Annotated in this window: 11 protein-coding genes and 2 pseudogenes; 6 read left to right on the top strand and 7 right to left on the bottom strand. The window is 56.2% G+C overall.

The annotated features are described in order from the left end of the window. Nucleotides 1–593 precede the first annotated feature (593 nt). The 4 genes from OE856_RS10485 to bla all read right to left on the bottom strand — a co-directional run bounded on the left by OE856_RS10485 (nucleotide 594) and on the right by bla (nucleotide 5,304). Nucleotides 594–1,868 (bottom strand): MFS transporter, encoded by a 1,275-nt coding sequence (locus OE856_RS10485; protein WP_263716070.1) that lies wholly within the window; start codon nucleotides 1,866–1,868, stop codon nucleotides 594–596. A gap of 5 nt (nucleotides 1,869–1,873) precedes the next feature. After that, entirely contained in the window at nucleotides 1,874–2,317 is a 444-nt protein-coding gene (locus OE856_RS10490) for a hypothetical protein (RefSeq protein WP_263716071.1), read from the bottom strand. A 333-nt stretch (nucleotides 2,318–2,650) separates the two neighbouring features. Continuing rightward, on the bottom strand, nucleotides 2,651–4,138 hold the full coding sequence (locus OE856_RS10495; RefSeq protein ID WP_263716072.1) for a serine hydrolase domain-containing protein: 1,488 nt from the start codon (nucleotides 4,136–4,138) through the stop codon (nucleotides 2,651–2,653). 131 nt (nucleotides 4,139–4,269) lie between these two features. Continuing rightward, the gene (gene bla, locus OE856_RS10500) at nucleotides 4,270–5,304 is read right to left on the bottom strand and encodes a class A beta-lactamase (protein WP_263716073.1); all 1,035 of its coding nucleotides are present in this window, start codon (nucleotides 5,302–5,304) and stop codon (nucleotides 4,270–4,272) included. Between the two features lie 239 nt (nucleotides 5,305–5,543). Here bla and OE856_RS10505 point away from each other — a divergent pair, with 239 nt between their 5' ends. The 3 genes and pseudogenes from OE856_RS10505 (at nucleotide 5,544) to OE856_RS10515 (ending at nucleotide 7,975) form a co-directional block, all read left to right on the top strand. Continuing rightward, nucleotides 5,544–6,602, top strand: a complete 1,059-nt coding sequence (locus OE856_RS10505; RefSeq protein ID WP_263716074.1) for an AraC family transcriptional regulator — start codon at nucleotides 5,544–5,546, stop codon at nucleotides 6,600–6,602. A 28-nt stretch (nucleotides 6,603–6,630) separates the two neighbouring features. Further along, nucleotides 6,631–6,769, top strand: a pseudogene (locus OE856_RS10510) (IS3 family transposase); the annotation flags it as partial. A gap of 168 nt (nucleotides 6,770–6,937) precedes the next feature. Further along, on the top strand, nucleotides 6,938–7,975 hold the full coding sequence (locus OE856_RS10515; protein ID WP_263716075.1) for an alpha/beta hydrolase: 1,038 nt from the start codon (nucleotides 6,938–6,940) through the stop codon (nucleotides 7,973–7,975). Between the two features lie 161 nt (nucleotides 7,976–8,136). On the opposite strand, the gene OE856_RS10520 is transcribed toward OE856_RS10515, so the two are convergent. Then, the gene (locus tag OE856_RS10520) at nucleotides 8,137–8,613 is read right to left on the bottom strand and encodes a hypothetical protein (protein WP_263716076.1); all 477 of its coding nucleotides are present in this window, start codon (nucleotides 8,611–8,613) and stop codon (nucleotides 8,137–8,139) included. Between the two features lie 416 nt (nucleotides 8,614–9,029). Here OE856_RS10520 and OE856_RS10525 point away from each other — a divergent pair. Both OE856_RS10525 and OE856_RS10530 read left to right on the top strand, forming a co-directional pair. After that, nucleotides 9,030–9,245 (top strand): annotated as a pseudogene (locus OE856_RS10525) (integrase core domain-containing protein); the annotation flags it as partial. 69 nt (nucleotides 9,246–9,314) lie between these two features. Next, nucleotides 9,315–9,689: a potassium channel family protein gene (locus OE856_RS10530; RefSeq protein ID WP_137702221.1), complete on the top strand. Its 375-nt coding sequence runs from the start codon at nucleotides 9,315–9,317 to the stop codon at nucleotides 9,687–9,689. A gap of 164 nt (nucleotides 9,690–9,853) precedes the next feature. Here OE856_RS10530 and OE856_RS10535 read toward each other — a convergent pair whose 3' ends face one another. Then, complete coding sequence (locus OE856_RS10535; RefSeq protein ID WP_263716077.1) at nucleotides 9,854–10,825, bottom strand: AraC family transcriptional regulator; 972 nt, start codon at nucleotides 10,823–10,825, stop codon at nucleotides 9,854–9,856. 250 nt (nucleotides 10,826–11,075) lie between these two features. On the opposite strand from OE856_RS10535, the gene OE856_RS10540 reads away from it, so the two are divergent. After that, nucleotides 11,076–12,710 (top strand): M81 family metallopeptidase, encoded by a 1,635-nt coding sequence (locus OE856_RS10540; protein WP_263716078.1) that lies wholly within the window; start codon nucleotides 11,076–11,078, stop codon nucleotides 12,708–12,710. Between the two features lie 359 nt (nucleotides 12,711–13,069). Here the strand turns inward: OE856_RS10540 and OE856_RS10545 are convergent, their stop codons facing one another. After that, nucleotides 13,070–13,210, bottom strand: coding sequence for a hypothetical protein (locus tag OE856_RS10545; RefSeq protein ID WP_263716079.1), 141 nt, complete (start codon nucleotides 13,208–13,210; stop codon nucleotides 13,070–13,072). Nucleotides 13,211–13,226 lie beyond the last annotated feature (16 nt).

Below are 13,226 nucleotides of genomic sequence, written 5' to 3' on the forward strand. Positions count from 1 at the left end.
TGCCCCATCAAAACTTCAACCTGCCGCAACTTCGAGACAATCTCTTCGGGCTTCGGTCGCTTGTTCGCCATTCTCAGTCCTCCGTTTCCTAAACATAACGGTGGACCAGTTCAGATGGGGAGGCTCAACCCGCCATAGCCTGATGCTTTCGGTCCATCACCGCCATGACGTTGGATTCAAGAGTGATTAGGCTTGAGTTCGATTTCTGTTCCACTTCGCGAATGCCACCGGCATCGAAGTGTTCAGCCCGCTTTCCAAGAAAATCGTCTCATTTCAGACACCTAGAGGCTAAGCACCAAATCGGCGCAGTCATCAGGTCCGGAGAATATCGGCCCTGAGAGACCGCTTTTGGGCCACCTGGCGGCAGCGGCAGTGCTCAGCCCCTCCCGCATAACCCTCGAAAACAACGGAAAAATCCGGCGTCAGCCGGATCGGGAGAACGCTTTCGCTTTGGCAAGTGGCGGAGGGGATGGGTCTGGCGTCGAACCTTCTCCACATTGAGACGCCACATCCGCCAGGCATCACAGTGGCATCTGACCGCCAAGACCCCTTGATGTGAGCCCGAACGAGATCGAAGGCGGGGGCCCGCAGGCTCATGTCTTAGCCTTTTTCTTCTGGCTCGGTGCGACTTCCAGACTGCTCGTCTCGGTCGTTACGAAGGCGGTCTTCTCGGCTCTGTCCGAGGCCTTCGCTCTTTTGAGCCTGAAGAGGACGTAACTCGTGTAGCTCACCATCAGAAAAGTGAGCAGCCAACTCGCGGCTTCGTCTCCGAATGCAGCCGAAACCAGGCTCGCCAGAAGGGGCCCGGCGACGGCGCCCATTGTCCACACGAACAGCAAGGTGACTGTGGTCGACGCGACGTAAACTGGAACCGTGCGATCCATCGCATGAGCAACAAGCAAAGAATATGCAGTAAGAAGGGCGCCTCCGAGGACAAAGAGCAAGCCAAGAAGCACCAATTGCAGGTTGGTCCCCAAGACGGCCCTGTAATCCGAGCCGTCTCCGGAACCGGCGATTGACAGGTACAGCAACACGGCAGATGCCACGCAGCCGTTCGCAACGATTATCCTGCGTCGATCGTAGAAGTCTGACGCCCATCCCAAGGGATACATGAAAACGATACGACCCAGATAAAGAGCCCCGATGGCAAGCGCGATTTCCGCGGCGTCGATACCTTGGGTGGCCGCTCGATAGGGACCAACATTGAGAAGAGTGGTTGCGACCATGCCGACCGTGAACGAACCGAGCCAGGCGGTCGGGGAATCCCGGAACACCGCCTTGAGACGAACCGAGGCATCAGCGTGCGCCGATGGCGGATCAGTCCGGGCGGCTGTCAGAATGACGATCGCAAGGCAGTAAAGTAACGAAACCACCACAAACGCGACATTGATATCGTCGGGAAGGACAGGGATCATGATCTGGCTGCCGACGGAAAGGGCGCCGATCAGCATTGCATAGATGGCCAGCAAGCGCCCTCGGCTGTTTCCATCCGCCGATTGGCTGACCCAGGCGTCTCCGATGGCGAAAAGCGCAGCCGTCGCAAGGCCAGTGGTGAATCGCACACCAAGCAGAACCGGAACGAATTCGGTCAAGGCGAAGATCAATGTCGACGCTATGCAGATCGCCGCGCCGGCAGCGAACGATCGGATGTGGCCGATCTGTGTTATCCAGCGGGACGTACGAAAACAGCCGACGAGGAAGCCGAGCGAGTAGAATGCCGGCGCAAGCGCCGCAGCTTCCTGAGAGGCACCGGACGCGGCAAAGTCGAGGGCCACAAGCGTTCCGGACGCAGCCGTGACCAACTGGATCGAGGCCATTGCGGCGAAAAGCGCGCGAAGTGTGAGCAGTTGTTTATTGATTACTCTCATCGAGATCAGGCGCCGCTGCGTCGTCCGTAGATTCGGACCGTTGCGCTGCCACCCGTCGGAATGCGCTTGTAGATGATCTTCACGGTCCGAATGCCGCGCACCAGGCCGGGCAGGAGCATCTTGCGGGTCCGGCTTCCGGCCGCAATGATCGACCGGACACGAAGCTCGGATGTTTCCCCGTTGGTGAACGTCACCTCTATGCTTTCGATGAAGATCGGCTTGTCTACGGCTTCGACAACAAGGCCCGTATAGAGTCCTTTTGCCAACGTGACCGGAACAATGCTGAAATTCTTGATAAGGTTGACCCTGCTCTCTCCAAGCAGGATCCAACCCTCCCCCAACGACGAATCTGCGCGAACCGCCAATGGAAAAGCCACGACAAGTGCAATAAATCCGCGGCGATGGATTTTCGCCAGAGAACCGAGGCTGTTGATGGGGGTCTGTGTCATGCCTCTATCCCTTCCAGCTTGCTCATCTCTTGAGGTTCTGACCCACCGTCTTGGATTCAGCATGAATCGCACTGTGCCACACGCCGGATGCAATGGTCCTGGTCCCTGCTATCAGAAACGCTGGCTCAGTATGACGTAAAGGAAATCCTCTTGGTCGTCGTTTCGTGCTTGGTCGGTCGTACAGTCGAGGCTGAATTTCCGGGACACCCGAATGCGGAATCCGACAGTGGCGGCACGCGCCGCCGCTGTCAAAGTCTTGGGGTTCGGTGGAGAGGTCGATCTGCGCCTCGCAGGATCGCCTCTCCACCTGATTAGTGGCTCTTGTCGCCCCGGTTATTCGAAGACAGTCCCGGAGAGGTCGAAATCATCGACCGCCCCTTCGCCCCGAATGAAGATCCGGTGGTTGAATCGCACGTAGTTCAGTTCGCCAGACGGATCTTTGAGCAATTCGCCAAGGGCTCCCTCGTTCGGGCCTTCGGTGATGATGAAATAGCCATCAGCCGTATTGGCCACATTTGCAGGCGCGGGATCCGATCCGCTGGTCAATGCGGAGAACTGCACAAACATATATTTATCGCCCTCTTTGCGGATCTCGATGTTTTGGGAATTCCCCTTGAAGACGCCGACGAAGGGATCGAGCACAGCCGGATCAACACCCGCTGCGACCGGAGAGTTGGCCTCGATTCCCGTGAAGGCTTTGACCATTGCATTCGCAACTTTCTTGTAGGCCTCGGATCCGCGATCGCTGTGAACCAAAACCACCACGGCAAAGTCGCGATCCGGGATCAGCTGCAGGAAGGAACGCGTGCCGGGCCAATTCCCGCCGTGGCTGGGGCTGGTGACCCCATCGTAATCGTGGATGAACCATGTCAACCCGGTAAAGTCGCCGGCCTCAGCCTCGACTGCCGGAGCGTGGGCATAGTCCAGCGCTTCTTTGGACAGCAGCTGGTTCCCGGCAGCGTCCTTGCCGTCCAGCTGAAAGCGGGCGTATTTCAGCATGTCGTTAACCGTCGACCGGAGTGCGCCGGAGGCTGCGGACTCTCTGATCAGCGGAATGTAGTACGGCGTGAGATCGTTGACGTCGCCTTCGCCGTAGATCGGCGGGTGACCCCATGCGTAGCCTTCAGCCGGCGGGGTGGCGTCGTAGTTGAAGGATGACGACTCCATGCCGAGCGGGGTGAGCAGGTTCTCTTCGATCAGGTCCTCGATCGGCTTTCCGCCGGCATGCGAGACCACATGGGTCGCGAAGGTGATGCTGGTGTTGTTGTACATCCAGGTTTGATCGAACGGATAGAGCTGCTCGACGTAAGCCGCCTGGAGCATGACCTTCTCGCTGATCGACCCGCCCGGAGGAACACGAAGGAACCCATGGTCGCCATACCAACCAGCGCGATGGTGGAACAGGTCAACGACCCGCGCTTTCGACGTCGCTTCCGCATCCGCGACCCTCCACCACGGCAGGAGGTCGACGACACGCGCGTTCAAATCCAGCTCGCCCCGTTCGGACAGCTGCATGGCCACTGTCGAAAGGAAGGTTTTGGTCACAGAGCCAATTTGAAACTGCGTATCAGGGGTAACAGCCTCGTCGGTGCCTACCTTGGTGATGCCGAGGCCGGCGCTGTAGGTGTTGGGCCCATGGATGACCCCTACACCAAGCCCCGGGATGTTCATTTCCTTGATCAGTTCAGCAGTTTCGGCGAGGACCGCATCAAAGGTCGCCTGGCCCTCTTCCTGTGTCATGGCCTGCTGTGCGAGTGCCGGTGTGACGCACAGTAGCGACGAAACAAGCAGGGCAGGTAGTGGTTTCATTCGGTTCTTCACTGAGTTTTTCCTTAGCATTGGAGTCTTCACTGGAGTTATTCCTCGCGGGATAACGATGGCTTTTGGCGGAGAGTTCTGTCTTCGCCGGGCAGGAGCGCACTGGCAGGGTCTGCAAGGCGAAGTTTCACTGTTTACTGCTTCACCATCGGCCCAACGTGGAAGTAGTCGAACAGCGACCGGGCGACCTCGGCAATTGCCCGATCCCTGTCCGCCTCGGATGTCTCGCTGCTCTTGGTGAACACGGCGATTGCAAACCGACGACCGTCGGGGAGCGTGATATAGCCGACGTCGTTGGCCACTCCCCCGATGGTTCCGGTCTTGTTCGCCACGGGCGTTCCCCGGGGTAGCAGTCCCTTGAGCCGACCAGCGCCGGTGCGCGTGCGCGACATGACATCAATCAGGAAGTCGCGGCTCTCGGCACTTGTCGCCGTGCCACTGTCGATGGCCAGCAGGAGTTGCAGCATCGCAAGCGGCGTTGACTGGTCGCGGGGATCCGCCTCGAAGTCCAGATTGCGGTCAGCCTGGATCTTCAAGAGTTCCGGCCGGGCCTTGAAGACCTCTGTGGCGAGTTTATGCGTGGCCGGTCCCGGCAAACCATAGAACTCCCCGATGATCTCGCCGGTGGGCCGATCGACTCTGATATCGCTGATCCCGATCCTGCGCAGATATTGGGTCACCGCCGCGGGTCCTCCAGCCAGTCCCATCGAGATGTCGGTCGCCGTGTTATCGCTCTCCGTGATCATCACCTCGATCACGTTCGCGATCGACAACTGGAGCCCAGGGTGAACGAATGTGCCGTTCAGCGCAGCGTCCCCGATCATCATCATGTCGAGTGTGACATCGACCATCTGGTCGAGGCTGAGTTCGCCTTTGTCGACGCGATCCAATACCGCAGCGGCGATCGCAACCTTGTAGGTGCTGGCCATGACAAAGGTTTCATCGCCATTGAACGCGATGACCTCGTCGCCGCCGATTTCTTGCGCTGCGAAACCGATCCGCCCAGCAAGCCCTGTCGCGACCCGTTCGATCGCGGCTCCAACGGCCTGTCCTTCCGGTGTCTGGCCGTATGCAGGGCCGAAGGTCGCCGCCGAAACAGTCATCAGCCCGGTAATAAGTATTGCTGTCAAAAAGGATTTTTTGGCTTTTACGGTGTTTTCCTTCGACATTTCCTGGCTCCAACACTTTCCGAGATCGCTAGAGCCGCGGGGCCATAGCCCGAGTCTCATGGTTTGCGGCTAGTAGATTAACATGCCAGCGGCGCATCCTGTTTGCCGCTCATGCCACCTGAGTCCTAAACATGTCCTAGAAGGTTAACCTGATGGCGTTGAGGGAGCAGCCCGCATGCCACCTGTGTCATAAACATGTCCTAGAAGGTTAACCTGATGGCGTTGAGAGAGCAGCACGAATGAGCAGGAAATCTGGCCCGAGCTTCACGCGCGGAATGTTGATTCTGTCACCGTTCGCAAAGGCCTTCACCTCGCGGGGCGGCGATATCGAAGCGATCCTGGCCCGAAACGGCATTCCCGCCGGTGCGCTGACCGACCCTGCGATGCTGGTTGACGCGTCCGCCTGTTATTCCGCCATGGAGGATATGGCGGAAACTCTTAGCGATCCGTATTTTGGCGCAAAGGTGGCAATCGAAACAGCGACGAAAGGAACGCCTGCGTTCCGGGATTCGGCGACCCATGCTCTCAACTTTGGAGATTTTCTGTCCCGGCTGGTGGTGGAAGTCTCAAAGCAGGTTGATAATGTGCGGTACTCCGTTTCCATCAAACCCGGCATTGTAACCTTCGACATTCACCGCACCGCCAAGGTCATTAAGCGGTCGACACAGTTGGATGCAGTCGGCGTCGCACTTTATGTGACTTTGATAAAGAAAGGGATCGGAGAAACATTCAACCCAAAAGACATCCTGATCACTGTACCAACCACCCAGGGGCTTCCGCCGGGTTTTCTTCCGAAACATGCGCTCGTCACATCGCAGATCGACGGAATGCGGATTTCATTTCCGACGCACTGGCTTTGGGCACCATTCTCGTTGGACTGGGAATTGGTGAAAGTCTCACGAGGGGAGTTTGCCGCAGATGGCGCCAGCGAAGCGACCCTTTCCTATCTTCGCGGCATGCTGATGGACAACATCGCTTATCAGGATCTGACACTGAACGACTTTTCCAAAATCTGCCGCATGCATCCACGCCGCATCCAGCGCATCCTGTGGGCACACGGCACCTCCTACAGTCAGATGAAGGACGACGTGCGCCAGAGTATCACGGAAGACCTCTTGTCGAACACGACCCTGCCTGTTGCGCAAATCGCCCTGCAGGTAGGCCTCTCCGGCCCAGCCGCCCTTGACCGTGCATTCAGGCGATGGACCGGTAGGACGCCGACACAATTCAGGGCAGAATCGAGGCCCGAACAGGTCTACCCTGCCCCCGGCGAAATCCCTCACCGTGATTTAGGGTAAGTGCCGACCCTGAAGGAGTAGACGAATGCGTAAGAGCCGTTTCTGGCGTTACGACTACAACACGGTCAGACCGCAATCATCGCTGGGCAACCAGACACCGCTGCAAGTGTGCTTGCGCAAGACGGGCAACCCGAATACCCAGTCCAACCTGCAGACTCTCATTATGACTGAGGGACCAGCGGAGGGCAGGTCACGTCGCGTGTTTACGCTCAACTTATGAAATGGCGAGATCTCTTCCGATGTTATTTGGCGTAGATAAGGTGAGGTTCAAGGCTTGTATTCTATTGCTTGTCACAAGTCTTGCAATTGTGGGCTGCGGTCCGGCGGAACGCGGGATGATCGGCCTGGTAGCCGAACCTCAGAATGGTGATGCGACCGAAAATCTCAGAAAACACGAGATCTTCATCCTGACCTCGCGTGCTCCGGACAGTGATCCAACCATTTTGTTCTCGGGAAAGCGATCGTCCGAAATTGGGTTGGCAAAACTGACGGTCAGTGTGCCCCCGAACCACACCCCCGGCAAGATAGAGAGCCCCCAGTCCGGCATCCCCCGTCCAGCGGAGCATTTCACAGCAACCGATCCAGAAATCTTTTCGTCCGAAAGCGATTTCGTCTCCGCCTTGCAGGCAGAATTGAACCGGCGCTCTGTCCAAAACCGGAACGTTTTGATTTTTGTGCATGGCTACAACACAACCTTTTCAGAAGCAGTTCTTCGGATGGGTCAGTTCGTTGAGGATTCCGGCTATGAGGGCGTTCCGGTTTTATTCAGCTGGGCCTCCGGCGGCCATTTGTTGGACTACGTTTATGACATGAACAGCGTCCTGGTCGCGCGGGACGACCTGTTGCTCGGTGCTAATCTTATCTCGAAAACCAATGCAAAGGCCGTTGATGTCCTATCGCATTCCATGGGCAATCTGCTGACGGTCGAAGCAATGCGACAGGCAAAACTCAACGGCACCTTGAACCGGACAGGTCGGCTTCGCCATGTCATTTTGGCGGCACCCGACATTGACGCCGACCTGTTCCGGCAGCAACTGGCACCTTTTGCCGACAATGAACGGCAGTTTTACATTCTTATCTCTCGCGACGACCGGGCTTTGAGTTTTTCCCGGCTTCTTGCGCGGGGAGTGCCGCGGGTCGGCAATGAGGACGTTGAAGATCTGGCAGGACTTGGCGTGACAGTCTTAGATCTGTCTGAGATCGACGTGAATGGTTCAAACCACTCAAAATTCGCAGACTCGCCCGAGATAGTGCAGTTGATTGGCAAGCGACTAAGCGTCGATGGAGTGGGGACGAGGAACGGTTCGGATCCACTCCTCTCGTCGGTGCTGATGCTGCCAATTACAGTCACTGCAGCGACCTTGGCCCGCTGACCGCTGCAACGTCTGAGCATTAACGAGCGAACTCTGGGTCATGTCTTAAACGTAAACGAAATGGTTGCGTTGAAGGACACCGCAGCGAAGGCGTTTGACCTCTTGCCGGTCAAACCATCGGACACCATCACGGATCATGCAACCAAGACAACAGAGCGGCTTCAATCGCCAGCCTTCACCATCATAGCGTCGCTGATTTCGAACAAGCGCGTGTTGCCACAGATCACGATGACAGAGCGCAGGCGGGGGGCTGGTGCAACTGCTGTCATTGAAACTGTCTGGGTATCCAGCACCTGTGCAACCATTCCGTCCGGCGGTGTCGTGGAAATCACCGCGAAGACCGATGGCACTGCAGAACGATCTGCCTTTCCGATTTTCAGGCTGACAGTATATCCTGGTGTTGGCAGCGTGAGATCGCCGCTCACGAAAAGGAGGGGGGATGCCCCATCATGCGGAGCCGGGGTGAGTTTTCCGACCCAGTTGCTGCTTTCGATCACAGGGCAATCATCGGAGGGCGTCGAGGAAGACATTTCGCGCTCGCTCTGGACTTGATCCGACTGGTTTTGCGCGTTGCAGGCAGTTGTAGCAAGCATCGGTAAAACCGCCAGACAGAGGACCAAGGCTTTCGATGGTGTCATGACTGGATCCTCCTGAAGTTAAACCCGTTTCAACGCCGCTGTTTCGTCGCCCGACATCAAGAGTTGCTGAATCGCAGCAGCTTATGACGTACTTGTAATACGGTTGTGTTCACACCACGCCGCCCGAACGCCTTTGGCACGGCAAAGAATGTATGGATCAAGCCACGACTGACATCGGCCAAAAACAACAGTAGGCAGAATGTTGACGCGCTGCAATCGGGAAACAAGATCCAATTCCTACGCTGGAGAAATCCGCCAGGTGCGTTTGGCATCGTGGTAGGGCACCGTTCGGCTCGCCTGTCGAGTTCTCGGTCGGCGTCGGTCAACCCAGCGGAAGGTGCGGCAAGGCCGCGCCGATCACGACGCGCTAACCGCAGACATCATCGCACCTGCCTCTGAATGCAGGCGGTACGGATATCCGCGACGAACTCCTGAACGGAGAGATCTTCTTCAGCCTCGCCGAGGATAAGATCGCCATCGAGAGCAGGCGCCGGCACTACAACACCAAACGCCAGCACTCATCGCTGGGCTATCGGCCAATGGCCCTGGAGGTCCTGAAGTGGCCGGCTTCGCCATCCGGCCCCACTTCGCTGGCCACCCCGAGCGTAGCGCCAAGACCCGTCCTGCACTAAGATTGAAACCGGACCACCCGGTAGGGGCAGGCCAGCCAACCCAAGCCGCGTTATTGTGGAGTGTCTTCTATGCTGTCTTTCGCCATCACCTTCGTAAGACTTCTCAAAGCGATCGTGCACTCTTGGAGTGCTCCGATGTTTCGGGCCAATTTCGCGCTGGCCGTGCTTATCTTGCTTTCTGCAACTCTGTTCTACCACTCTGTGGAAGGATGGTCGTGGATCGACGCATTGTATTTCAGCGTAACGACAATTTCGACTGTGGGTCTTGGTGATTTGTCGCCGCGTACCGATTTAGGCAAGCTCTTCACGATCATCTATATCTTCGTTGGCGTTGGCGTGTTCGTCGCGCTGTTCGCTCAATTCGCGCGCGCTTTGTTGAAGGTGGAGGGCGATAACAAAGAGCCGCCCTCCCAAAAGCAACTGACTAAGTCTGATGATGCCTGAAAATCTAAAGCCAATACCGAAACGAAGAGCATCCCCGGCGCTTGCTTCCTGCAGGATTCTGATGCGACCGGTCGACATACACGAGGGCGGTCACGTTCAAATTCACCCACAAAATTCTTTATGGTCAAGCCTAAACGATGGCGAAATATTGGACGCCAGAAAATTCATCGCTTGTTGAGAGTCTCTGACGGGTACTCTCCGAAAAAGTAGCGATATCGTTTGGCAAAGCGACCGCTTTGGGTGAAGCCAAGCGACAGGGCAACATCTTTGACCGAAGGTGGGACCCTCTCCGCCGCAAGGAATGTACAGCGCGCTTGGGTAATTCTTTTCGCTTGCAAGTACGCAATTGGCGAAACGCCGTAAACTTCATTGAAACACAAGTGCAATGTTGTTGCTCCGACGTTAGCCGCCTTGCAAAGGTCAGCGATGCTTGGTGGATTGGTCGTGCGGTCTTCAAACAGTCCTTCTGCGCGCCTGACAACTCGCACAGGGTCAAGATCGAGACGTGAAAATGCATTCTCGTCGATTACCTTTGCCATGATGAGGCCTGCAATCTCGGAGAAAAGGTCATTCTCGACCGCAGCATCGAGTGCGAACTTACCGGGACCAAGAGGCTTTTCCAGGGACGCCGCTATCGTTTCTAGAATCCGCCTGTGAAATCTTGTGCCCAAGGCTGAACCAAGGGCGATCCGTTGATCGTAGAGGGCCATATCGTCGATATCGCGACCACTCAAATTGGCGCATACATCCCTCAGTTTAGATTTTCGCACACCCAATGCTAAATTGTGTCTCTTTTCTCCGCGGGTGGAATATCCGTTAGGTCCGCCAGAAAGAAAAACATCGAACGGTCTTGCCAATTCACCGTTGAAAACGTGGTCGCCGAGCCAATCGACTGGCACCATCAAAACCATCCAGTCAGGGTGAGGGACGATGGTACTGGCCATTTTTGGCGCGACCTTGCTACGGAAGATAAGCAGATCCCGTCCAGTGACTTGCAGTATTTTGTACTCAAGGCGTCCTGGCGCAAGTTGCACCGCTTCGGCTTGAAGGGTGGGCAAGCCGCGCCAAAACTCTTGATGCGTCAGGTCGGTCTTCGCGGGAAAGTGCGTCAACTGCTTCGGTGGCCCCACAGTCATGAAATCTCTCACTGCTGGCGGATGTTCAGAAAAAACTTAACACCATCAACTCCTAGATGAACCTGTAGCCGTCGGCGGCGTAGGATTTGACCCTCGATTCTGGGCTCATCCTACCACCAGCGTAGGATCTGATCCTCATTTTCTGGCTCGGACCGTCGCCGGAGAGGTACACGTCGACAATGTAGAAACCGAACCCGAAGCACTTGACCGCGGCACGTGCCGTCGCCCTGCCCGAGATGGAGTAAAGCTTATGAAGCGTAGAACATTCAATACACTAGCTGTCACTGCAGGGGTTACGGCGATATCGTCACCTTTACTTGGGTCCCCAGGAAAAGTTGGAAAATTGAGGGTCTGCTGTGTCGGTTTTTTCCATGAAACAAATACTTACCTCACCGAAGGGATGGGCGAAACCACTCTGGACAACATGCGCATTTTTCGGGGTGATGAAATCAAGTCGCTCAGAGGAACAGCCTTGGGCGGGGCAGTAGATGTGTGCGAGGAAAACGGCTGGGAGTTGCTCCCAGGTCTCATATACGGACCAGACTCGAGCTTTGGTTTGGTGAATGCTCAATTCTGGAACGATGCGAAGAAAGAAATGCTTGAAACGCTTAGAGCGCAGATGCCGTTGGACATCGTTTACCTCGCTCTTCACGGTGCAGGCGTTGTGGATGGAACACCCGATCTTGAAGGAGACTTGGCGGAGTCCGTCAGAGGACTGGTGGGACAGGACACGATGATCGTCTGGTCCGGCGATCTGCATGGCAAGATCACGGACAAGATGAGGGACAACATGAACTTCTTCAGTGCGTGCAAGAAGTATCCTCATCTGGATATGAATGAAGCTGCACGTGATGCGATGTATCGTGCCGCTGCGATCCTGGCAGGGGAGTCGGATCCCACTCCGGCCTATCGCAAAGTGCCGCTGATGATTCCGCTCAGTAACACCGAAGAGGAAGGCATTTTTGGAAATCAGCTCAAGGAAAAGTGTATTGAGATCGAAAACCGTCCCGGTGTTCTCAATTGCTCTGTAATGCATGGTTTCCCGTACCAGGACACCGATTTTATCGGCGTGTACCCGATGGTCACCACCGAAAACAACGCCGAGTTGGCACAAGATCTGGTGGACGAATTGTCCCAGTGGATATGGGATCACAAGGATGAGGCCTTTTATCCACTGAATGACTTGGACTCAACGATGAGCACTGTACTGGCCATGCTCGACAGAGACGGCCGCTATGAGCGTCAGCAGCCGAAGAAGGGTGATATCATCGACCATACACCGATTGTGATTGGGGACGCTGCGGATAATCCAGGTGGTGGGGCGGGCGGCTCGGGGACGCACCTGCTGCGAGCCCTTTTGGAAACAGAAGGCTTGGGTAAAGTCGCCTTCATTTCCATACACGATCCGGAAACCGCAAAGGCCGCAGTCGCTGCTGGTGTCGGAGCGACAATTGATGTGAGCCTCGGTGGCAAGTTTGAGCCGATTGCGGGAGAACCGATAAAAACCAAAGCCTATGTCAAGTCGATTTCGGATGGCTACGAGTTCGTTCGTGGGGGGACCGCTTACGGTATCCCTTACACGTTTGGTCCCTCAGTCAGGCTGGTTATCTCGGATACGGTGGATGTCATCGTTATATCCGGCCTGGTTCAGGCCTATGACGATTCACAAGCGAGGCCACATGGCATCGCCATCCAGGAATATGACGTCATCGGTGTCAAAAGCGGGAATCACTTCCGAGCGTTCTATGAGAATTTCACTGACAAGGTGCTGATCGTTGATGTTCCCGGAGCCACCAGTCGCGATATCACTCTTTTCGAGCACACGCAGTTGACTGCGCCCATCTACCCTCTCGACAAGACCACAACTTTTTCTGTTGCGAAATAGGGAAGATCTGCAAGAGCTCGCTTACAAAGGCGTGCACTACACTTGCGAGGGTTTCTCATCGATGTCTTCGGAGAGAAACCCTCCAGGCGCCTTCACACTTCAATCCACTGAGTGGAAGGAGCCAATTGGTCATCTTGGCGAAGAACTCGCGGGACGCCTCGGGTCGCGAGGGTTCATGACACCGCCCGTCACTCATGTTCAACACCGAACGGGACAACATACACGGTTGAGTCGCTCTGGCCTCGGACGAATGCAGGACCCGTTGTTGAGCCAGGGTCTCGACTTCCTCGGTTGCCTTCTGGCCTTTTTCTGGCCGCATGGCAGGATCAGACAGGAGCCAAAGCGGCTCTTACGCTGTCTCAGATCTCGTGCTCGATCTTGCCGCCAGTCCCCGGTGCCAGAATGGGTTGGGTTCTGGACCACAGCGTATTCCCGGCGATCTTCGGGGCCGCTTTCGCGGGCGGGATCGACTTGCTGCTGTCGATTGTCAAATACGTCATACACTGACCTGCTGCG

The sequence above is a fragment of the Actibacterium sp. XHP0104 genome, assembly GCF_025751515.1.
Taxonomy (GTDB): Bacteria; Pseudomonadota; Alphaproteobacteria; order Rhodobacterales; family Rhodobacteraceae; genus Actibacterium_D.